This is a genomic window from Methylobacterium phyllosphaerae (assembly GCF_001936175.1).
GTDB classification, from domain to species: Bacteria; Pseudomonadota; Alphaproteobacteria; order Rhizobiales; family Beijerinckiaceae; genus Methylobacterium; species Methylobacterium fujisawaense.
In genome coordinates this window covers 5,341,521-5,361,055 of record NZ_CP015367.1, presented here as the reverse complement: position 1 = coordinate 5,361,055, position 19,535 = coordinate 5,341,521, and the positions used below count along the sequence as shown (strand labels likewise).

Annotated in this window: 20 protein-coding genes and 1 tRNA gene; 14 read left to right on the top strand and 7 right to left on the bottom strand. The window is 68.9% G+C overall.

What is annotated here, in order from left to right; translation table 11 throughout:
• Positions 1-38 precede the first annotated feature (38 nt).
• The 9 genes from ctaD to MCBMB27_RS24500 all read left to right on the top strand — a co-directional run bounded on the left by ctaD (position 39) and on the right by MCBMB27_RS24500 (position 8,558).
• Positions 39-1,667 (top strand): cytochrome c oxidase subunit I, encoded by a 1,629-nt coding sequence (gene ctaD / locus MCBMB27_RS24535; protein ID WP_043348481.1) that lies wholly within the window; start codon positions 39-41, stop codon positions 1,665-1,667.
• A 215-nt stretch (positions 1,668-1,882) separates the two neighbouring features.
• Positions 1,883-2,833, top strand: coding sequence for a heme o synthase (locus MCBMB27_RS24530; RefSeq protein ID WP_043380432.1), 951 nt, complete (start codon positions 1,883-1,885; stop codon positions 2,831-2,833).
• Between the two features lie 5 nt (positions 2,834-2,838).
• Entirely contained in the window at positions 2,839-3,003 is a 165-nt protein-coding gene (locus MCBMB27_RS30305; protein WP_043348492.1) for a hypothetical protein, read from the top strand.
• 10 nt (positions 3,004-3,013) lie between these two features.
• Positions 3,014-3,625, top strand: coding sequence for a cytochrome c oxidase assembly protein (locus MCBMB27_RS24525; protein ID WP_043348494.1), 612 nt, complete (start codon positions 3,014-3,016; stop codon positions 3,623-3,625).
• 154 nt (positions 3,626-3,779) lie between these two features.
• Complete coding sequence (locus MCBMB27_RS24520; protein WP_043348496.1) at positions 3,780-4,643, top strand: cytochrome c oxidase subunit 3; 864 nt, start codon at positions 3,780-3,782, stop codon at positions 4,641-4,643.
• A gap of 146 nt (positions 4,644-4,789) precedes the next feature.
• On the top strand, positions 4,790-5,170 hold the full coding sequence (locus MCBMB27_RS24515; RefSeq protein ID WP_075381481.1) for a DUF983 domain-containing protein: 381 nt from the start codon (positions 4,790-4,792) through the stop codon (positions 5,168-5,170).
• A gap of 50 nt (positions 5,171-5,220) precedes the next feature.
• Complete coding sequence (locus MCBMB27_RS24510; protein ID WP_075382093.1) at positions 5,221-5,931, top strand: SURF1 family protein; 711 nt, start codon at positions 5,221-5,223, stop codon at positions 5,929-5,931.
• Positions 5,932-6,143: 212 nt separating this feature from the next.
• The gene (gene sfnG / locus MCBMB27_RS24505; protein WP_075381480.1) at positions 6,144-7,259 is read left to right on the top strand and encodes a dimethylsulfone monooxygenase SfnG; all 1,116 of its coding nucleotides are present in this window, start codon (positions 6,144-6,146) and stop codon (positions 7,257-7,259) included.
• Positions 7,260-7,301: 42 nt separating this feature from the next.
• The gene (locus MCBMB27_RS24500; protein WP_075381479.1) at positions 7,302-8,558 is read left to right on the top strand and encodes an SfnB family sulfur acquisition oxidoreductase; all 1,257 of its coding nucleotides are present in this window, start codon (positions 7,302-7,304) and stop codon (positions 8,556-8,558) included.
• A 5-nt stretch (positions 8,559-8,563) separates the two neighbouring features.
• Here MCBMB27_RS24500 and MCBMB27_RS24495 read toward each other — a convergent pair whose 3' ends face one another.
• The 3 genes from MCBMB27_RS24495 to MCBMB27_RS24485 form a co-directional block, all read right to left on the bottom strand.
• Complete coding sequence (locus MCBMB27_RS24495) at positions 8,564-9,451, bottom strand: cation diffusion facilitator family transporter (protein ID WP_043348505.1); 888 nt, start codon at positions 9,449-9,451, stop codon at positions 8,564-8,566.
• Positions 9,452-9,548: 97 nt separating this feature from the next.
• Positions 9,549-9,779, bottom strand: a complete 231-nt coding sequence (locus MCBMB27_RS24490) for a hypothetical protein (protein ID WP_167380423.1) — start codon at positions 9,777-9,779, stop codon at positions 9,549-9,551.
• Entirely contained in the window at positions 9,776-10,033 is a 258-nt protein-coding gene (locus MCBMB27_RS24485) for a hypothetical protein (protein WP_043754863.1), read from the bottom strand. Before MCBMB27_RS24485 ends, MCBMB27_RS24490 begins: the two co-directional genes overlap by 4 nt.
• A gap of 97 nt (positions 10,034-10,130) precedes the next feature.
• Here MCBMB27_RS24485 and queA point away from each other — a divergent pair, with 97 nt between their 5' ends.
• Together queA and tgt are read left to right on the top strand one after the other, a co-directional pair.
• Complete coding sequence (gene queA, locus MCBMB27_RS24480) at positions 10,131-11,195, top strand: tRNA preQ1(34) S-adenosylmethionine ribosyltransferase-isomerase QueA (RefSeq protein WP_075381478.1); 1,065 nt, start codon at positions 10,131-10,133, stop codon at positions 11,193-11,195.
• Positions 11,192-12,328 (top strand): tRNA guanosine(34) transglycosylase Tgt, encoded by a 1,137-nt coding sequence (gene tgt, locus MCBMB27_RS24475; protein WP_075381477.1) that lies wholly within the window; start codon positions 11,192-11,194, stop codon positions 12,326-12,328. Before queA ends, tgt begins: the two co-directional genes overlap by 4 nt.
• Positions 12,329-12,337: 9 nt before the next feature.
• Here the strand turns inward: tgt and MCBMB27_RS24470 are convergent, their stop codons facing one another.
• A complete protein-coding gene (locus MCBMB27_RS24470) occupies positions 12,338-13,378 on the bottom strand; it encodes a hypothetical protein (protein WP_075381476.1) in 1,041 nt (346 codons plus the stop codon).
• A 237-nt stretch (positions 13,379-13,615) separates the two neighbouring features.
• Here MCBMB27_RS24470 and MCBMB27_RS24465 point away from each other — a divergent pair, with 237 nt between their 5' ends.
• Positions 13,616-13,873 carry a hypothetical protein gene (locus tag MCBMB27_RS24465; protein ID WP_075381475.1) on the top strand — a complete coding sequence of 86 codons (258 nt, stop codon included), beginning with the start codon at positions 13,616-13,618 and terminating at the stop codon, positions 13,871-13,873.
• A 135-nt stretch (positions 13,874-14,008) separates the two neighbouring features.
• Here MCBMB27_RS24465 and MCBMB27_RS29780 read toward each other — a convergent pair whose 3' ends face one another.
• From MCBMB27_RS29780 to MCBMB27_RS24455, 3 genes are all read right to left on the bottom strand, one after another.
• Positions 14,009-14,281: a hypothetical protein gene (locus MCBMB27_RS29780; protein ID WP_139231581.1), complete on the bottom strand. Its 273-nt coding sequence runs from the start codon at positions 14,279-14,281 to the stop codon at positions 14,009-14,011.
• A gap of 361 nt (positions 14,282-14,642) precedes the next feature.
• Positions 14,643-14,719, bottom strand: a tRNA-Pro gene (locus MCBMB27_RS24460).
• A gap of 85 nt (positions 14,720-14,804) precedes the next feature.
• Positions 14,805-15,521, bottom strand: coding sequence for a 4'-phosphopantetheinyl transferase family protein (locus MCBMB27_RS24455; RefSeq protein WP_043380454.1), 717 nt, complete (start codon positions 15,519-15,521; stop codon positions 14,805-14,807).
• 130 nt (positions 15,522-15,651) lie between these two features.
• On the opposite strand from MCBMB27_RS24455, the gene MCBMB27_RS24450 reads away from it, so the two are divergent.
• Together MCBMB27_RS24450 and ligA are read left to right on the top strand one after the other, a co-directional pair.
• The gene (locus tag MCBMB27_RS24450; protein WP_075381474.1) at positions 15,652-16,944 is read left to right on the top strand and encodes an MFS transporter; all 1,293 of its coding nucleotides are present in this window, start codon (positions 15,652-15,654) and stop codon (positions 16,942-16,944) included.
• 64 nt (positions 16,945-17,008) lie between these two features.
• Positions 17,009-19,486 carry an NAD-dependent DNA ligase LigA gene (gene ligA, locus MCBMB27_RS24445; RefSeq protein ID WP_075381473.1) on the top strand — a complete coding sequence of 826 codons (2,478 nt, stop codon included), beginning with the start codon at positions 17,009-17,011 and terminating at the stop codon, positions 19,484-19,486.
• The last annotated feature ends 49 nt before the right edge of the window (positions 19,487-19,535 follow it).

Below are 19,535 nucleotides of genomic sequence, written 5' to 3'. Positions count from 1 at the left end.
CGAACCGAACCCATCAGATTCACAAGGCATTCGAATCCATGGCTACAGCCGCAGCCCATGCCGGGGCCCACGAGGTCCACGACCACAAGCCATCGTTCTTCGCCCGCTGGTTCCTGTCGACGAACCACAAGGACATCGGCACCCTCTACCTGCTGTTCGCCTTCTGCGCCGGCATGATCGGCGCGTTCCTCTCCTTCGGCATCCGGATGGAGATGGAGGCGCCCGGCCTGCAGTATTTCTCGAATCCCGCGACCTACAACGTGTTCGTCACGGGACACGGCCTCATCATGGTGTTCTTCATGGTGATGCCGGCGCTGATCGGTGGCTTCGGCAACTGGTTCGTGCCCCTCATGATCGGCGCGCCCGACATGGCGTTCCCGCGCATGAACAACATCTCGTTCTGGCTCACGGTGGCGGGCTTCTGCTCCCTGCTGTGCTCGCTGTTCGTCGAGGGCGCGCCCGGCGCGTCCGGCGCCGGCACCGGCTGGACCGTCTACCCGCCACTCTCGACCGCCGGCCATCCCGGCCCGGCCGTGGACTTCGCGATCTTCGCCCTGCACCTCTCCGGCGCCGGCTCGATCCTCGGCGCGATCAACTTCATCACCACGATCCTGAACATGCGTGCCCCGGGCATGACGCTGCACAAGATGCCGCTCTTCGCCTGGGCCGAGCTGGTGACCGCCTTCCTGCTGCTGCTCTCGCTGCCGGTTCTGGCGGGCGCCATCACGATGCTGCTCACTGACCGCAACTTCGGCACGACCTTCTTCGACCCGGCCGGCGGCGGTGACCCGATCCTGTACCAGCACCTGTTCTGGTTCTTCGGTCACCCCGAAGTGTACATCATGATCCTGCCGGCCTTCGGCATCGTCTCGCACATCATCGCCACGTTCTCGCGCAAGCCCGTCTTCGGCTACCTCGCGATGGCCTACGCCATGGTGGCGATCGGCGTGGTCGGCTTCGTCGTGTGGGCGCACCACATGTACACGGTCGGCCTGTCGCTGCAGACGCAGTCCTACTTCGTGTTCGCCACCATGGTGATCGCGGTCCCGACCGGCGTGAAGATCTTCTCGTGGATCGCAACCATGTGGGGCGGCTCCATCCGCTTCACCGCCGCGATGCACTGGGCGGTGGGCTTCATCTTCCTCTTCACCGTCGGCGGCGTCACCGGCGTCGTGCTCGCCAACTCGGCGGTCGATAAGTACCTGCACGACACCTACTACGTGGTCGCGCACTTCCACTACGTGCTGTCCCTGGGTGCCGTGTTCATCATCTTCGCCGGTGTCTACTACTGGTTCCCGAAGATGACCGGCCACATCATCCCCGAGTGGGCCGGCAAGCTGCACTTCTGGCTGGCCTTCATCGGCGCGAACGTCCTGTTCTTCCCGATGCACTTCCTCGGCCTCGCCGGCATGCCGCGTCGCTACGCCGACTATCCGGATGCCTTCGCCCAGTGGCACAAGGTGTCGACCTACGGCGGCCACATCTTCGGCCTCGGCATGTTCGTGTTCGTGATCGGCGTGGTCCTGGCCTTCCGCTCCAAGGAGCGGGCCGCGGACAACCCGTGGGGCGAAGGCGCCACCACCCTCGAGTGGACGCTCTCCTCCCCGCCGCCCTTCCACCAGTTCGAGACGCTGCCCCGCATCGTCGACGAGCCGGGCGCGCACTGATAGAGATCTCGCGAGGGCCGCATCTGCGGCCCTCGCCCTTCCCCGGAGGCCGGTCGGCCGACCTCCCGGCAAGGGCGAGCGTTGAGGGCGATCCGCACGGGCCGAGGACGACGTCCTGGGCCCCGCTCACGCCGACTCTTGGAACACGTCGAATTCGAGAACCGACTCGGCCGTGACGCGCGCGGCCGGGCGCCGACACAGCAGCGGCAGACGCGATGACGAGCCTGACGAACACGATCGGACCGGAGGTCCCCGCCCCGGCCCTCACGAGCGCCGGCGGCGACGTTCCGGACTATTTCGCCCTGCTGAAGCCGCGGGTGATGGTCCTCGTCATCTTCACCGCCCTGGTCGGCATGGTGGTCTCCCACGGGCACGTGCAGCCGGCGATCGGCGCGATCTCGCTGCTCGCCATCGCGGTCGGCGCCGGTGCCTCCGGCTGCCTCAACATGTGGTGGGACGCGGATATCGACGCCGTGATGAGCCGCACGGCGACGCGGCCGATCCCTGCGGGCAAGATCACGTCGGAGGAGGCCCTCGGCTTCGGCCTGTTCCTCTCGGTCGCGTCCGTCCTGGTGCTGGGCCTCACCGCCAACTGGCTGGCCGCGGCGCTCCTGGCCTTCACCATCGTGTTCTACGCGGTGGTCTATTCCATGTGGCTGAAGCGGGCGACGGCGCAGAACATCGTCATCGGCGGTGCCGCGGGCGCCCTGCCGCCGGTCATCGGTCAGGCGGTGGTGACCGGCTCGGTGGGCATCGAGTCCCTGATCCTGTTCGCCATCATCTTCATCTGGACCCCGCCCCACTTCTGGGCGCTCGCCCTGATCAAGGCCGACGAGTACGCCCGCGCCGGCATCCCGATGATGCCGAACGTCGCCGGACCGGCCTCCACCCGCCGCCAGATCGTGTGGTACTCGCTGCTCCTCGCGCCCCTCGGCCTCGTGCCGGTCGCGCTCGGCTTCGGCGGCCTCGTCTACGCGGTGGTCGGCCTCGTGGGCGGCCTCGGTATGGTTGCCTTCAGCATCCGGGTTCTCCGGAACCGCGAGGGCGATGCCGAGAAGCGTGCCGCCATGGGCATGTTCGGCTTCTCGATCCTCTACCTGTTCGCGCTGTTCTCGGCGCTCCTGGCCGAGCAGAGCTTCGGCCTGTTCCGCCCGGTCCTGGGCTGAGCGCCATGGCGGATCCCGAGATCCAGTACCGGCCACTCACTCCCGAGGAGGAGGCGCGCCGCCGCAAGCGCTCCGTGGCCATCGCGCTGGCCCTCGGCGCCTGGGTTTTGCTGTTCTTCGTGCTGACGATCGTCAAGCTCGGACCGCAGATCCTGAGCCGGCCGCTCTGAGGAGTTCGCGATGACAGCTGCCCCTTCCGGACCGGGTCGCGGCGCCAAGCGTACCGCCATCGCCTGCGCCGGTCTCGCCGTCGGCATGGTCGGCCTCGCCTTCGCGTCGGTCCCTCTCTACAACGCGTTCTGCAAGGCGACCGGCTACGACGGAACGCCCCGCCAGGGGCCGGCGCTCGCCGCCTCCGCGGCACGCACCGACGACAGCATGGTCGTGCATTTCGACACCAACGTCGCGCCGGGGCTGTCCTGGAAGTTCGTCCCGGAAGTGAGCCGCGTCGAAGCGAAGCTCGGCGAGACGAAGACCGTCTTCTTCCGGGTGCAGAACGTCGGCAGCGCACCGTCGGCGGGTGTGGCCACCTTCAACGTCCAGCCCGGCCTGATGGGCGGCTATTTCGTCAAGATCGCCTGTTTCTGCTTCAACGAGCAGACGCTTCAGCCCGGCGAGACACTGGACGTGCCCGTGGTGTTCTATGTCGATCCGGCCGTCCGGGACGATTCGAACACAGCGCATCTCTCGGAGATGACGCTGTCCTACACGTACTTCGCCTCCAAGAACGGCCAGCCGGTCAAGGCGACGGTGGCGAAGTCCGGTTCTTCGGAGACGAAGGGCGATTTCTGATCGCGGACCCGTGACAAGACGGGGCTGCACCGACTAAACGTTCGGGCAAGCTTGGGTGTGGTGTCGGCCGCGCCCGGCCAAGAGCAAGCAACGAACAGCGTAAGGCCGGATGCCGGGAACGGCGCGGGGCACGAGGGTGAGGAGCGACGGGACGATGGCCGAGGCGCACGCCAAGAATCACGACTATCACATCCTGAGTCCGAGCCCGTGGCCGTTGATCGGGGCTTTTTCAGGCTTCCTGATGGCGTTCGGCGCCGTGTTCTGGATGAAGAGCCTCCAGATCGGCACCCTGAGCCCAGGCCCCTACATCTTCGGGGCCGGCACGATCGGCGTCCTCTACACGATGTTCTCGTGGTGGCGGGACGTCGCCCACGAGGCCAATTCCGGCGATCACACCCGCGTCGTCCAGCTGCACCACCGCTACGGGATGATGATGTTCATCGCCTCCGAGGTGATGTTCTTCGTCGCGTGGTTCTGGGCCTACTTCGAGGCCGCGCTCTACACCGCCGATCCCATCCAGGTCTCGCGTGTGGAGTTTACCGGCGGCGTCTGGCCGCCGAAGGGTATCGAGGCCTTCGATCCCTGGCATCTGCCGCTCCTCAACACGCTGATCCTGCTGACCTCCGGCACCACGGTGACCTGGGCCCACCACGCGCTGATCGAGGGCGACCGCAAGGGCCTGAAATACGGCCTGTGGCTGACGATCATCCTCGGCGTTCTGTTCACCGCCTGCCAGGCCTACGAGTACAGCCACGCCGAATTCGGCTTCTCGGGAAGCATCTACGCATCGACATTCTTCATGGCGACGGGCTTCCATGGCGCCCACGTCATCATCGGCACGATCTTCCTCGCGGTCTGCCTGTTCCGCGTCTATGCGGGCCAGTTCACCCCGCGCCAGCATCTCGGCTTCGAGTTCGCCGCATGGTACTGGCACTTCGTCGACGTCGTATGGCTGTTCCTGTTCGCCGCCATCTACGTGTGGGGCTCGGGCGTCTTCCACGGCGGCGGCGCTCACTGAGAGCGAAGCATCCCGCCGATGCATGGCGGACCTGCGAAGGGCGGCTCAGGCCGCCCTTTTGCATTTCCGACGCTTCGTGATCCCCATATCGGATAGGACGGCCCGGGCGCGGGACGACCGGGGTCCGCGCGGAGCTGTTCTGGAGTATGCCCGTGGACAACCGAACCTATTCGCCGCCGCCCCCGATCCCCACCGGCCTGCGCGGCCGGTGCCCGCGTTGCGGCGAGGGACATCTGTTCAAGGGGTTTCTCACCCTGCGTCCCTCCTGCGAGGCCTGCGGCCTCGACTACACGCATTTCGACTCGGCGGATGGGCCGGCCTTCTTCGTGATGTCGATCGTCGGCCTCATCGTCGTGGGCCTCGCCCTGTGGCTGGAGATCACCTACGAGCCGCCGATCTGGGTTCACGCCACGGTGGCACTGACACTCTCCGTCGGTCTCAGCCTGATCCTGGTTCGACCGCTCAAGGGCCTTCTGGTCGCCCTTCAGTTCAGCAATCGGGCCGAGGAAGGGCGCTTCGAGCCGTGACCGCTGCCGAAACGAAGCGGGCCGCCTGGCGCGATCTCGTCGCGCCGGGAATGGCGTCCTTGATCGCTCTGGCCATCCTGCTCGGCCTCGGGACATGGCAGCTCGAACGCAAGGCCTGGAAGGAAGACCTGATCGCGCGGATCGTTCGGCAAAGCCGGGCCGAGCCCGTGGCGCCCCCGGCGCCGGAGGCCTGGACTCCGGAGCGTGACGAGTTTCGGCATGTCCGGGTCTCCGGGCGCTTCCTCAACGACCGGGAGACCCTCGTCCACGGCCTGGCAGCCGGCGAGACGCCGGGACGCGCCCTGCAAGGCTTCTACGTTCTCACGCCCCTGCGCCGCGACGACGACAGCATCGTGTTGATCAACCGGGGCTTCGTGCCCACGGAACTGAAGGCGCAGGGTGATCGCCGGGATGGCCTGATCGAGGGGCCGACGACGGTCACTGGAATCCTCCGTTCCAGCGAGGCCCGGGGGATGTTCGTGCCGGAGCCCGACCCGGCCCGTGGCGAGTGGTTCAATCGGGATATCGCCGGCATCGCCGCGGCCCGCGGCCTCCGCACGGTGGCGCCCTACCTGATCGAGGCCGATGCCGTCCCGGGACAGACGACCTGGCCGCGGGGCGGTCAGCTGCGCGTCGACCTCCCCAACAACCATCTGCAATACGCGTTCACGTGGTTCGGCCTCGCCGCCTGTCTGATCGGCGTCTTCTCGGTCTTTGCGTGGCGCCGCCTGCACGATTCGGCCGAGCCCCGGGCGGCCTAGGACAAAATCGAACTCTTTGGCTCCCGACGAGGAAAAGTCTCGCCGGGTCCGGCTGAAAAACAGCAACCCGTTCCTTTGACCGCGCGCCGTCGCTCCAGAATACTTTCTGTGTTCTAGATCGATCGGCCGCGCAGTGCATAGTGTATTCAGTTCGCGGCGATCTTCCATAGACGATACGGCGCGTGGCCGCCGTGCAACTGAGGTAGCGCCGAATGACAAGCCATTTCGCCGATGACCCGCGGCGCGAGCCGATCCGGTTCGCCTACTGGGTGCCCAACGTTTCCGGTGGGCTCGTGATCAGCAAGATCCCGCAGCGGACGAGCTGGGATGCGGAGTACAATCGAAAGCTGGCCCAGATCGCCGAGGCGGCGGGGTTCGAGTACGGGCTGACGCAGATCCGGTTCACCGCCGGCTACGGGGCTGAGTACCAGCACGAATCGGTGGCCTTCAGCCACGCTCTGCTTGCCGCGACGACCAAGCTCAAGGTCATCGCCGCCCTTCTGCCCGGACCGTGGCATCCGACCCTCGCCGCCAAGCAGATCGCCACGATCTCGCAGCTCACCGAGGGGCGCATCGCGGTGAACATCGTGTCGGGCTGGTTCTCGGGAGAGTTCCGGGCCATCGGCGAGCCCTGGCTCGATCATGACGAGCGTTACCGCCGGTCCGAGGAATTCATCCGGAGCCTGCGCGGGATCTGGACGCAGGACAACTTCACCTTCCGCGGCGATTTCTATCGCTACAGCGACTACACGTTGAAGCCGAAGCCCGCCCAACCGCTGCCTGAGATCTTCCAGGGCGGTTCGTCGCGGGCGGCGCGCGACATGGCGGCCCGCGTCTCCGACTGGTACTTCACCAATGGCGGCACGCCGGAGACGATCCGCGCCCAGGTGGACGACATCCGCGCCAAGTCCGCCAAGACCGGCAACCCTCCCCGGATCGGCGTGAACGCCTTCGTGATCGCCCGCGACACGGAGGAGGAGGCCCGCGCCGTCCTTCAGGAGATCATCGACAATGCCGACCCCGAGGCCGTGAAGGCTTTCGGCCACGAGGTGAAGAATGCCGGCAAGGCCTCGCCCGAAGGCGAAGGCAACTGGGCGAAGTCGAGCTTCGAGGATCTCGTTCAGTACAACGACGGCTTCAAGACCAATCTGATCGGCACGCCCGACCAGATCGCCCAGCGGATCCTGGCGCTGAAGGATGCCGGTGCGGACCTCGCCCTGCTGGCCTTCCTGCACTTCCAGGAAGACGTCGCGTATTTCGGCGCGCACGTGATCCCCCGGGTCCGCGCCCTCGAGGCCGCCCGGAACCGGCATGCCGAGGCAGCCTGAGCGTCGCACGCCGATCCGTATCCTGCCTGACTGGAGTGAGCCATGAACATCGCCGTCGATGCGCGCACGCTCGCGCCGGAGCGCCGTCAGGGAGCTCCCGGCCCTGCGCGACCGCCCTCCCCCGCCCATGTGATCCGTGACGATGCCGAGGCGCTGGCCGTCGCCCAGCGGCTGGCTGCCGCGTTCCGGGGCGGCGCCTCGGAGCGGGACCGCCACGCCGCACGACCGCTGGCGGAACTCGACGCCTTCTCTCAGAGCGGCCTCTGGTCGATCAACGTGCCGCGGGCGTATGGCGGCCCGGAGGTCTCGTACCGGACACTGGCCCAGGTGATCGCCATCCTTGCGGCTGCCGATCCATCGATCGCGCAGATCGCCCAGAACCATCTCGGCATCCTGGCGGCCATCCGGACCGTGTCGGACGAGGCGCAGAAGCACCTGCTCTTCTCGGAGGTGTTGCGCGGAACGCGGTTCGGCAACGCCTTCTCGGAACGCGGCACCAAGCGGGCGGCCGATTTCGACACACGCTTCACCGATGACGGCGACCACGTCGTCGTGCGGGGCCAGAAATTCTACGCCACGGGCGCCCTTCTCGCGCATCTCGTGCCGATCGTGGCGCTCGATGGAGACGGGCGTGCTTGGTACGCCATCGCCGAGCGGGACGCGCCCGGCCTGACGGTAATCGACGACTGGTCGAGCTTCGGCCAGCGCGGTACGGCCAGCGGAACCGTGCTGATCGAGGACGTGCGGGTACCGAAGACCCATCTCGTCCCCGCCTGGAAGGGCTACGAGGCGCCCACCGCCGACGGCGCGGTGTTCCAGATTATCCAGGCGGCCGTCGATGCCGGGATCGGCCGCGAGGCCCTGGACGACACGATTCGCTTCGTTCGCGACAAGGCCCGCCCCTGGATCGATAGCGGGCTGGAACGGGCCTCGGACGATCCCTACACGATCCACGCGATCGGCGATCTGACCATCCGGCAGCACGCCGCCGAAGCGCTGCTCGACCGGGCCGGGCTCGTCCTCGACACGGCCGTAGCGCGACCGGATGCCGAGGCGGTCGCCGCGGCACAGATCGCCGTGGCCGAGGCAAAGGTGCTCACCACCGAGGTGGCCTTGGCGGCGTCAAACAAGCTCTTCGAATTGTCGGGCACCCGCTCGACCCTGGCGGCGGAGAACCTCGACCGGCACTGGCGGAACGCCCGCACACACACGCTGCACGATCCGGTCCGCTGGAAATACGCGATCGTGGGCAACCACGCCCTGAACGGCGTGAACCCGCCGCTCCACGCCTGGAGCTGACGGTCCTACAGCACGGGCAATCCCCGGGCCTTGGCCTCCTCGCCGGGCTCGACATGGATGGTCACCACGGCGCCGGGAATCGTCGTCTCCAAGGCGGACTCCAGCCGGTCGCAGATCGCGTGGGAATCCTCGACGGTCATGGCCCCGGGGACGACGAGGTGGAAATCGATGAAGGTGGCCTGACCGGCGGAGCGTGTGCGCACGTCGTGCGCCTCCAGCGCGCCCTCACCGTGCTGCGAGATGAGCGACCGGATCTGGCTCACCATCTCGGCCGGGGCGGCCCGATCCATCAGGCCGTCCACCGATTCCCGGACCATGCGGAAGCCGGACCAGAGGATGTTGAGCGCCACGAGCCCGGCCACGACGGGGTCGAGGACCGGGTACCCGGTCAGGATGACGGCGCCGACGCCGGCAAGGACACCGCAGGACGTGACAACGTCGGCGAAGACGTGACGCGCATCGGCGATCAGAGCCGGCGAACGCCAGCGCTTGCCCCACCGCATGAGTGCCACCGCCCAGGCGGCGTTGATGATTCCGGCCCCGAAGTTGATCGCGAGGCCGATCAGGGGCGCGTCGAGGGGCTCCGGAGCGAGCAGCCCGGAATAGGATTCGCGCAGGATCAGCAGCGCAGCCACCACGATCAGCGCGCCCTCGATCACCGCGGAAAAGAACTCGGCCTTGTGGTGTCCGTAGGGATGGTCCTCGTCGGCCGGACGCGCGGCGACCCGCAGGGCCACGAAGGCGCCCACGGCCGCGACCACGTTGATGATGCTCTCCAGCGCGTCGGAGTACAGGGCGAGGCTGCCCGTGAGCCACGCGGCGTAGAATTTCAGCGCCGTGACGGCGAGGCCGATGCCCGCGCTGAAGAGGGCGGCTTTCTGGGTGCGGTCCATGGATTGCGCCGTTGGGGTGACGCCGCGCCCATACGGCACCCGCCGCGGCCAAGGCCACGGCAAAGGTTCGAGACCGTCGAAAACGTGTTAGCCGCGGCTATGTCTCCGACGGGGTCTCGCGGCCCCGGGCAACTTCGCGCCGTCGGCTCAGCTCCGCCTTGGCGTGGGCGGCCTCGGCCTTGCGGAGATAGCGCCGACGCTGCCAGGCGAAGCGCGTCGCGGCGGCCAGGGTCTCCAACCGAGCGGCCTCACGCTCCCAATAGCCGAGGAGCTGGCCGTCCAGGGTGATGGACCGGCGGGGCGCGCGGGGGGGCACGCGGGTCGTCACGCGGGGCGATCCCGCGACGCCGACGGCTCGCCCGTCTCGGCGACGACCAGCGCGTCCGGATCGCCGCGGAAGCTGCCGGCACCGGTATCCGGAACGGGGACGCCGGGGCTGCCGAAAGGCTGGCTCGGATAGGCCGATTCGAACTTCGCGCGGGCGGCTTCGGGATCCTCGGCCTTCAGCACGATCTCGGCTGTGCCGGGCAGCGGCCAGCGGGGGTCGGCGTCATCACGGGGGCGAACGGCGTACCAGGGCATGGATCGAGGACCTCGCGTCTCGGTGACGCGGAAACGGGCGCACTCCCCGGCGGTTCCGCGGTTGAAACCGCGTGCCGTTCGGTGCAGGCAGCCGGCGATGCGCGTAGACCTCTTCGATTTCGACCTGCCGGAAACCAGCATCGCCCTGCGCCCGGCCGAGCCGCGCGATGCCGGGCGATTGCTCGTGGTGCATCCCGGCCTGCCGCCGGCCGACCGGACCGTGCGCGACCTTCCCGGCGCCCTCAGGGCGGGCGATGCCCTGGTCTTCAACGACACGAAGGTGATCCCCGCGCGGCTGAACGGTGTCCGCACGCGTCCCGGCGCCCCGGGCCAGCGCACGGAGGTGTTGCTTCACCTGCGCGAAGCCCCGGATCGCTGGCGCGCCTTCGCCCGGCCGGCGAAACGACTCGCTCCGGGCGATGCACTGCGCTTCGGCGCACTGGGCGCCAACGTCATCGAGAAGGCCGAGGCCGGCGAGATCGTCCTGGCCTTCGACCGGTCCGGGCCCGAGCTCGACGCCGCCATCGCCGCCGAGGGCGCCCTGCCGCTGCCGCCCTACATCGCGGGCAAGCGCGCCACGGATACCCGGGACACCACCGACTACCAGACGGTCTACGCCCGGTATCCGGGAGCGGTCGCGGCGCCGACGGCGGGCCTGCACTTCTCCGAGGCGCTGCTGTCCGATCTCGATGCCGCCGGTCTACGGCGCCACCACGTCACGCTGCATGTCGGCGCCGGGACCTTCCTGCCGGTCAAGGCCGAGGATACCGACGCACACCGCATGCATGCAGAGATCGGCATCCTCGACGCAGCCACGGCCGACGCCCTGAACGCGGCGCGGGCCGCGGGGGGTCGGATTGTCGCGGTGGGCACCACGGCGCTGCGCCTTCTGGAGAGCGCCGCCGGCCCGGACGGGACGCTCGCGCCCTTCTCGGGGCCGACCGAGATCTTCATCACGCCGGGCTATCGGTTCCGCGCGGTCGACGCGCTCGTGACCAACTTCCACTTGCCGCGCTCGACGCTGTTCATGCTGGTCTCGGCCTTCTCCGGACTGGAGACGATGCGTGCGGCCTACGCGCACGCGATCGAGGCGGGATACCGGTTCTACTCCTACGGCGACGCCAGCCTGCTCTTCCCGGGCCCGCGCGCGGACATCCCATGACCGACAGCGTTCCCTTCGGATTCAACCTGCTGGCGCAGGACGACACCGCCCGAACCGGCGTCATCACGACGCCGCGCGGCACGATCCGCACACCGGCCTTCATGCCGGTGGGCACCGCCGCGACCGTCAAGGCGATGTATCCCGATCAGGTCCGCGACCTCGGCGCCGACGTGGTGCTGGGCAACACCTATCACCTGATGCTGCGGCCCGGCCCGGAGCGCATGGCCCGGCTCGGCGGCCTGCACCGCTTCATGAACTGGGATCGGCCGATCCTGACGGATTCCGGCGGCTTCCAGGTGATGTCCCTCTCCGCCCTGCGGAAGATCGACGAGCAGGGCGTGACCTTCCGCTCGCATATCGACGGCACCGCCCACCACATGAGCCCGGAGCGCTCCATCGAGATCCAGGGTCTGCTCGGCTCGGACATCCAGATGCAGCTCGACGAATGCGTGCGCCTGCCGGCCGACCATGCGGCCATCGAGAAGGCCATGCATCTGTCCCTGCGCTGGGCCGAGCGCTGCCGCGTCGCGTTCGGCGAGCAGCCCGGGCGGGCCATGTTCGGCATCGTCCAGGGCGGCGACGTGCCGGCCCTGCGCGTCGAGAGCGCGCGCGCGCTGACGGATCTCGATCTCAAGGGCTACGCGGTGGGCGGCCTCGCCGTGGGCGAGCCCCAGGAGGTCATGTTCGCCATGATCGAGACCGTGGAGCCGCATCTGCCGGCGGCGAAGCCCCGGTACCTGATGGGCGTCGGTACGCCGGACGACATCCTGGGCGCGGTCGCCCGCGGCATCGACATGTTCGACTGCGTGATGCCGACCCGCGCCGGCCGGCACGGCCTTGCCTATACGCGCCACGGACGGGTCAACCTGCGCAATGCCCGCCACGCCGAGGACACCGCGCCGCTCGACGAGGCTTCGACCTGTCCGGCGGCCCGGGATTACTCCCGCGCCTATCTGCATCACCTCGTTCGGTCGAACGAGATCCTCGGGATGATGCTCCTGACCTGGAACAACCTCGCCTATTACCAGGACCTGATGGCCGGCGCCCGCGCGGCGATCCGGGACGGCCGCTACGCGGATTACTGCACCAGCACCCGCGCGGGTTGGGCTCGGTCCGAGCGCGCCGCCGCCTGACCGCATATCTCAGGGATGTGCCAGCACGCGGTAGACTCCGTCCGGATCGTCTTGGCCCGTCGCGACGGCGGCCTTCAGATCCGAGACGAGGCGCGCCGCCACGGGCAAACGGTAATGGAGCGCGTCCCAGTAATTCGCGTCCTCGGTCGTGAGCGGCGAGATCCGGCGGAAATCCACCACGACGGCGCCGCGGCGTTTCCCGATCATCGCGGTGCGCGCCTTGCAAGCCGCCTCGCGCCGGCCCGCTGCCGAGTCCGGCGCTCGCTGCGCCGCCGCATGGACCGGCATGAACGCCACGATCTTCAGCGCCTCCCCCGGCACGCGGCCGAGCAGATCGTCGAGATGGGCGAGGGCCGGCATCGGGGCGCCCGGTGCGTCCGCGGCGGATGACTCGACGGCCCCCGCTCGGATATGCGCCCGCGCGCGGTCAAGGTCGTAGCGCGCCTCCGATGGCGTGAACACCGCATAGCCGTCGCCGCGGATCCTCGCCCGTGCCAGCCCGAGATCTGCGAACCCGGCTCCGACGGCCGTCGTGACCGAGCGCAAGCTCATCTGCCGCAACACGTCCCCCGGCGCTCCGTCCGCGTAGAGCCAGTCCGGAAAGGCGTTCGCGGTTCGGGCCGGCGGATCGGCGGCGCACCACGTGGCGTCGAGGCCGAACAGGACCGCGCGGATCGGCCTGCGTGCCAGGAACAATCCGGCGAGGCGGGTCTGCTCATCGGGCGTGGCGGCATTCATAGCCAGATTGGCGAACCGCACGCCGAAGGCCGCGTCCAGCGCGACCGGGTCGAGCAGACGTGCGGTCGAGGTCCCGAAGACCGCCGCGTCGAACGGACCGCCGCGGGCGATCTGCGGGTAGGAGAGCCGCTGATTGGTGTCCATGATCGGTCCCGGCGGACGACCGGGCGCGGCCCGCAATCCGTAGGGGTCGATTGCGGCCACGAGGCCGATCGCCGCCAGGCCCATGATTGCGGCGGCCACGACGAAGGTGCGGGCGAAGCCGCTCCATGCTGAAGGGTGGTCGATCGGGCGGTGAGACGGCGCGTCCATCGGCGGGCTCCATACGCCATTCCGCCGCCCGCGTCGCAGCCGGCGACACCGGGCGACGGCGCATCCCCGTGGGTTTGCTCGACCAGGGACACGGGCATGCGCGGAGCCATCACGCCGTCTCCACCGCGACTGACCGCTTCGTCGCGGCACCCAGACCCGTCTCAGATCGAAAAACCTTCGATTCACCATCCTGGACGGAGGCGAAGGCCAAATCCTGATCGAGGCCGTTGGAGGCGCATGGTCTCCTCCGCGCCGCCTGAGAAAGACCCCCTCGCGACGGCGGCGGAAGCGGTCGCCGATCTTCCGACGAATGTCTTCGTTACGCGGTGGCAGCAAATCACGGGTGAGCCGCCCGCGATTCTCTTGAACTCGTATTCCGAGATGATCGCGCTCTTGGTGGCGAGCGTGCCCATGGCGCCGTTTCCACGTCACGGGCCTGAGCCCGACGAGGCGGGTCTCGACCCCGGTGCGGGCCGAGATCAAAAAGAGCCATGACGATCAAGCCGTCGGCGGCCTGTAACTGGGTCCAGCGCCATATCTGGCGGCAGCACGCGCGCGACGCCCTGACGCCGTTTGAGGTCCCGTGCGATAGGCAGGAGTGATACGCGCTCCGTCCGGGTTCCTCTGCTGCTACCCGCCCGGCGTGCTTTGGATCGGCCATCGAATCCGCGCACCCAGGACATCAATCTGATCGCGGCACAGGAACTTGTACTCTGGGGCGCCCTGCGGCCAAACGCTGGGATCGCTGGCTATGCCGAGGCCATTGACGATGAACGAATGCAGCGCGCGGCCGGACAGATTGTCATCGAACTCTATATAGAATTTGTCGCTAAGCCCATTTATCTTTAACAGCTCTTTTAGAGCCGCGACCGCGCTGATTATTGCTTCTGCGCCGTTTGTCATGGCTTCCTCCGAAAGCGGAGGTACCACAACCTACGGTAAGCGTCTGTGGCAGTATCGCTACAACCTACGGCGCCCTGTCAGCGCGCCGTCGATCTCCGCGGGGTGCGCACGCCCAGCCTCAGTGATGAACCATGCTGAGATTTTATGGCCCGGGCCCTGGGCGGGTTGTGACACCACCAGCCCCAGCTTGAGCAGGACCGGCATCGCCGACGGATAAGCCTCGTGCCGCAGCCCTTGCGGGTAGAACAGGCAAGCACGGCGAGCGGCGAGCTGTCGGCCGCGGAGAGTTCTGAGGGCATCCGCAGAGAGGGCTTCTGTCGGGATAGCTGTCGGGGCAGCCATTCCGGTCTCTGCTAAGTATTGGTCGGAGTGGCAGGATTTGAACCTGCGACCCCCACGTCCCGAACGTGGTGCGCTACCAGACTGCGCTACACTCCGAAGGCCGTCCCGCGTCTCCGCCAAGGCCGGCGAGCGGGTGTATAGCCGCGCCTTTCCCCCACCGCAAGCGCGGTGTTGCGCCTTTTCAGCCGAGATGTTCGGGCCAATCGTCGGAGAGCCGGTGGCTCGTGATCGCCACCGCGGCCGAGCGCACCGCAACCGTGGCGAGATGGTCCGCGCCGCAATCGAGATCCGCGAGACTCCACGGGCCGTCCAGAGTCCAGGATCCGTCGCCGACCGCCCGGAGGAGACGCGGGGCCTCAGGCGGAACGGTGACGCTGAACCGGTCGAGGGGCAGAGACAGGCCGCTGCCGAGCGCCTTCACCACGGCTTCCTTGCGGGTCCACAGACCGAAGAAGGCACGCTCGACCGTGCTCCGGGATGCTCGGGACAGGGCTGACACCTCGTCGGCGGCGAAATGCGCCCGCGCGATCCGCAGCGCGTCCACGATCGGCCGGACGGCCTCGACATCGACACCGATGGGCATGTCGCGCGCGATGCCGATCACCGCCCGCGCTCCGGAATGCGACAGGTTGAACTGCCAGGCGCCCCGCGTCGCCCCCGCGAGCTCCGGCTTGCCGCCGGGGCCGGCCGTGATCTCCACTTCGGCCGGCGGGAGACCGAGCACGTCGGCGAGCACCGTTCGGAGCGCCGCGTGGCTGGCGACGAAGCGCGCCCGATCCGCCGGCCGCAGGAACCGGTCCGCGCGCAGGCGCTCCGCGCCGTCGAGTACGGCGTCGCAGCGATGGAGCCGGTCCGGAGAAAGCCCGAGATCGACGATCCAGACCCGAGCCGCGCTCACGCGACGCCTCGCGGGGGCGGAGAGCTGGCGCTAGCGTCGGCAGGGCGAAACGGCACGGGCGGGCATCCGGTGAAGGCGGTATGAGCAGCATCGGAAACAAGCCCGCCTCCCGCAAGGAGCGGCGTGCGCAATGACCCCGATTGCCGCGGGTTTCGGCAGCGCCCCCTCGGACAAGCCGAGCCTGCGCCGGCGAAGGGTCCGCTACGGGGTGTTCTTCGCCACCTATCTCTACCAGGGCCTCATCGCGGGCTTCTCGCTCACCGCCCTCGCCAACCATCTGGCGGCGCAGGGCGTTTCGTCGGCCGAGATCGGCGTTCACTTCGCCCTGGCGGGACTGCCCTGGACGTTGCAGCCCCTGCTCTGGGGACCCTGGGTGGACCGGGCCGGCGACACGCGGATGGGCCGGCGTCGGCCCTTCGCGGTCGCAGCGCTCGTCGGATGCCTCGCGAGTCTCGCGCTCCTCCTCGTCGTCGAACGCAACGCCATCGGTGCCTTGGGACTGGTCTTCCTCGTTCACAGCGTGTTCGCGTCGCTGCTCGACACCGCCTGCGACCGGATGATCATGGACCATGTCCCGGCGCACGAGCTCGGCCGGGTCAGCGCCTGCACGCGCGCGGGCTTCGTGGCGGGAACCAGCCTCAGCGCCGGGCTCTTCGGCTGGATGCTGGCTGCCTGGGGATTCGCCGCGAGCAGCCGCTGGCTGCTCGTCGCCGCGATCCTCGCCAGCTTGCCGATGCTGCTGATCCGCGAGGCGCCGACCGATGCGTTCCTGTCCCTTGAGCGTCGCGGATCGGCACCGCGCCGCGTCCCGATCCGGCGTTTCCTGCGCCGGACCGTCGTCGCGCTCCAGCGGCCGCGTGCCCTGCGTCTGCTCGCTTTGTGCTTCGGCCTGGACGCCGCCCTCGGACTGTTCGAGCTGCCCTTCTCGATCGATCTGCTCCAGCGTCAGGGCTGGGATGCCGCCGGTCTGTCGCGCCTTCAGGCGATCCTGACCCTGGCGAGCGGCACGGCCGGCGCCGTCGCGGTGGGTCTCTGGTCGGATCGGGCGGGGGCAGCAGCGCCCTTGCGCATGCTGCTCGTGGGAAGCGCCGTCACCTTCGCGCTCGCCGGCAGCCTGATCGGCGCCGGCCTCATCGGGGCGGCGGGACCGGTGATCCTGGCGCTCACCAGCGTGCTGCCCGGCTTGCTGATCGTCGCCCTGATGCCGGCCCTGCTCGAGGCGAGCCGGGGCCGACCGGGCGCGGCCACGCAGTTCGAAGTCTACATGGCCGCCATGAATCTGGGCTCGGTCGCCGGCACCGCCGTCGCGGGCTGGCTGGCGCCGATGCTGCCGCTGCACGGGGTCGCCGTCCTCGTCGCCGCAACATTCCTGGCGGCGTTCCGGATGGCGGGAGACGGCGGCCTGCTCAAGTCCCATGCTTGAGGGAACAGGGGACTGCGCGCCACGGCCGACTCCCCGTTGGCCGCCGATGCGTTAGAAACCCGCCATGGCCGTTACGAAATCCGATCCGCTCGATCTCGACCTCACCGCCGAGGATGCGCGCGCCGAGTACGCGCGGCTGTCGGACGCGCTCCTGGAGGCCGACCGGCTGTACTACCAGGAGGACGCGCCCGAGATCTCGGACGCCGAGTACGACCGGCTGCGCCGCCGCCTCGAGGAGATCGAGGCGCGCTTTCCGGATCTCGCCGGCACCGGCGCGGCCAGCACGTCGGTCGGCGCAAAGCCCTCGGAAAAGTTCGCCAAGGTGCGGCACGCCGTACCCATGCTCTCGCTGGGAAATGCCTTCGACGATGGGGAGGTGGCCGAGTTCGTCGCGCGCGTGCGCCGCTTCCTGGGCTGGCCCGACGAGACACCCCTCGCCTTCACGGCCGAGCCCAAGATCGACGGCCTGTCCCTGTCGCTGCGCTACGTGAACGGGCGGCTCGACACTGCGGCCACCCGCGGCGACGGCGAGGTCGGGGAGAATGTCACGGCCAATGCCCGCACGGTGCAGGACATCCCGGCAGTGCTCGCGGGGTCCGGCTGGCCGGAGATCTGCGAGGTGCGCGGGGAGGTCTACCTGTCCCACGCCGATTTCGCCGCCATCAACGCCCGGCAGGAAGCGGCCGGCAAGCCGCTCTTCGCCAACCCGCGCAACGCCGCGGCCGGGAGCCTGCGCCAGCTCGATCCCGCGATCACCGCGTCCCGTCCGCTCCGGTTCTTCGCCTATGCCTGGGGCGAGCTGTCGGCGCCCATCGCGGAGACGCAATCCGGCAGCCTCCAGCGCTTCGCGGACTGGGGCCTGCCGGTGAATCCCCGCACCGAGACCTTCACGGACACGGAGGCGATGCTCGGCCATTACCGCCGCATCGAGGCGGACCGGGCCGGGCTCGGCTACGACATCGACGGCGTCGTCTACAAGGTCGACGACCTCGGCTTGCAGAAGCGTCTCGGCTTCGTCTCGCGCTCGCCGCGCTGGGCCCTCGCCCACAAATTCGCCGCGCAGGAAGCCACGACGGTGATGGAGGACATCGTCATCAATGTCGGCCGCACCGGCTCCCTGAACCCGCTGGCGAAGCTGCGCCCCGTGACGGTCGGCGGCGTCGTCGTCTCCAACGCCACCCTCCACAACGAGGGCTACGTGAGGGGCGTCGGGGCGGACGGCGAGTTTATCCGTGAGCCTATCGCGGAGGGGATCGGCGCCGACGGTCAGCCGATCCTCGTGCCCCGCGACATCCGCGTCGGCGACACCGTGACGGTGGTGCGGGCCGGGGACGTGATCCCCAAGGTCATGGATGTCGACCTCACCAAGCGTCCGGCCGGGTCGCAGCCCTATGCGTTCCCCGAGACCTGTCCGGCCTGCGGCAGCCGCGCCGTCCGCGCCATCAATCCGCGCACCGGCCGCCCCGACGCGGTGCGCCGCTGCACCGGCGGCCTGATCTGCCCGGCGCAGGGCGTCGAGCGGATGAAGCACTTCGTGTCGCGCAACGGCTTCGACATCGAGGGGTTCGGCGAGACCTATATCGAGGTCCTGTTCGAGGCCGGGCTCGTGCGCCAGCCCGCCGACCTGTTCCGCCTCGATTTCGAGGAACTCAAGGCCGCCATCGTGGCGCGACGCGAGGCGCTCTCGGCCGAGCGGCGCGCGGACTCGGCAACGGCCGAGCCACCCAAGAAAGCCGCCAAGAAGAAGGGCGAGGACGACGACAAGGCGATCAAGAACCTGCTCGCCGCCGTCGAGGCACGCCGGGCCGTGCCGATGAATCGCCTGCTCTTCGCCCTCGGCATTCCGCAGATCGGCGAGGCGACCGCCAAGGCGCTGGCCAAGCGTTTCACCGACATGCCGACGCTCATCGCGGCGATCCAGGAGGCCTCGGCGTCGCAGCCCGGACCGGACTGGGTCGAACTCACCGCCGTCCCGCGCGTCGGAGGCACCACCCGCGACCGGCTGCTCGATCTCGGCTTCCCGGAGGACGACGCCGCGCCGGCCAAGGAGCGGGCGCGCCTGAGCGCCGTCCAGCGCGAGAACCTCCTTGCCCATTACGGCGACGTCGACGCGGTGCGTGCGGCGATCGCGCGCGCGGCGGCGCAGCGTCCCGGGGATGCCTACCGGGTCTTCGCCGATGACGGGGAGATCGGCCCGGTGGCGACCGATGCCCTGCTCCTGTTCTTCTCCGAGCCGCACAACGCCGACGCCGTCGCGGCTCTGCTCGACGCGGTCGCGGTCGAGCCGATGGAGCGGCCCGCCTCGGCCTCCGCCTTCGCGGGGAAGACCGTGGTCTTCACCGGCAGCCTGGAGAAGATGACCCGCAACGAGGCCAAGGCGGTGGCCGAGCGCCTCGGCGCCAAGGTGTCCGGCTCGGTCTCGGCCAAGACCGACCTCGTCGTGGCCGGCCCGGGAGCCGGCTCGAAGCTGAAGGACGCCCAGAAGCACGGCGTCCAGGTCGTGTCGGAGGATGACTGGCTGGCGATGGTGGCGCAGGGTTGAAGCCCGGATCCGGGCAGCCTAGACCTCGCGGGGAACACCCCGAGAACTC

Excerpts from the sequence above, each read along its gene's own strand:
- ctaD (WP_043348481.1), top strand. The coding sequence starts at position 39 with ATGGCTACAGCCGCAGCCCATGCCGGGGCCCACGAGGTCCACGACCAC.
- MCBMB27_RS24530 (WP_043380432.1), top strand. The coding sequence starts at position 1,883 with ATGACGAGCCTGACGAACACGATCGGACCGGAGGTCCCCGCCCCGGCC.
- MCBMB27_RS30305 (WP_043348492.1), top strand. The coding sequence starts at position 2,839 with ATGGCGGATCCCGAGATCCAGTACCGGCCACTCACTCCCGAGGAGGAG.
- MCBMB27_RS24525 (WP_043348494.1), top strand. The coding sequence starts at position 3,014 with ATGACAGCTGCCCCTTCCGGACCGGGTCGCGGCGCCAAGCGTACCGCC.
- MCBMB27_RS24520 (WP_043348496.1), top strand. The coding sequence starts at position 3,780 with ATGGCCGAGGCGCACGCCAAGAATCACGACTATCACATCCTGAGTCCG.
- MCBMB27_RS24515 (WP_075381481.1), top strand. The coding sequence starts at position 4,790 with ATGCCCGTGGACAACCGAACCTATTCGCCGCCGCCCCCGATCCCCACC.
- MCBMB27_RS24510 (WP_075382093.1), top strand. The coding sequence starts at position 5,221 with ATGGCGTCCTTGATCGCTCTGGCCATCCTGCTCGGCCTCGGGACATGG.
- sfnG (WP_075381480.1), top strand. The coding sequence starts at position 6,144 with ATGACAAGCCATTTCGCCGATGACCCGCGGCGCGAGCCGATCCGGTTC.
- MCBMB27_RS24500 (WP_075381479.1), top strand. The coding sequence starts at position 7,302 with ATGAACATCGCCGTCGATGCGCGCACGCTCGCGCCGGAGCGCCGTCAG.
- MCBMB27_RS24495 (WP_043348505.1), bottom strand. The coding sequence starts at position 9,451 with ATGGACCGCACCCAGAAAGCCGCCCTCTTCAGCGCGGGCATCGGCCTC.
- MCBMB27_RS24485 (WP_043754863.1), bottom strand. The coding sequence starts at position 10,033 with ATGCCCTGGTACGCCGTTCGCCCCCGTGATGACGCCGACCCCCGCTGG.
- queA (WP_075381478.1), top strand. The coding sequence starts at position 10,131 with ATGCGCGTAGACCTCTTCGATTTCGACCTGCCGGAAACCAGCATCGCC.
- tgt (WP_075381477.1), top strand. The coding sequence starts at position 11,192 with ATGACCGACAGCGTTCCCTTCGGATTCAACCTGCTGGCGCAGGACGAC.
- MCBMB27_RS24470 (WP_075381476.1), bottom strand. The coding sequence starts at position 13,378 with ATGGACGCGCCGTCTCACCGCCCGATCGACCACCCTTCAGCATGGAGC.
- MCBMB27_RS24465 (WP_075381475.1), top strand. The coding sequence starts at position 13,616 with ATGGTCTCCTCCGCGCCGCCTGAGAAAGACCCCCTCGCGACGGCGGCG.
- MCBMB27_RS29780 (WP_139231581.1), bottom strand. The coding sequence starts at position 14,281 with ATGACAAACGGCGCAGAAGCAATAATCAGCGCGGTCGCGGCTCTAAAA.
- MCBMB27_RS24450 (WP_075381474.1), top strand. The coding sequence starts at position 15,652 with ATGACCCCGATTGCCGCGGGTTTCGGCAGCGCCCCCTCGGACAAGCCG.
- ligA (WP_075381473.1), top strand. The coding sequence starts at position 17,009 with ATGGCCGTTACGAAATCCGATCCGCTCGATCTCGACCTCACCGCCGAG.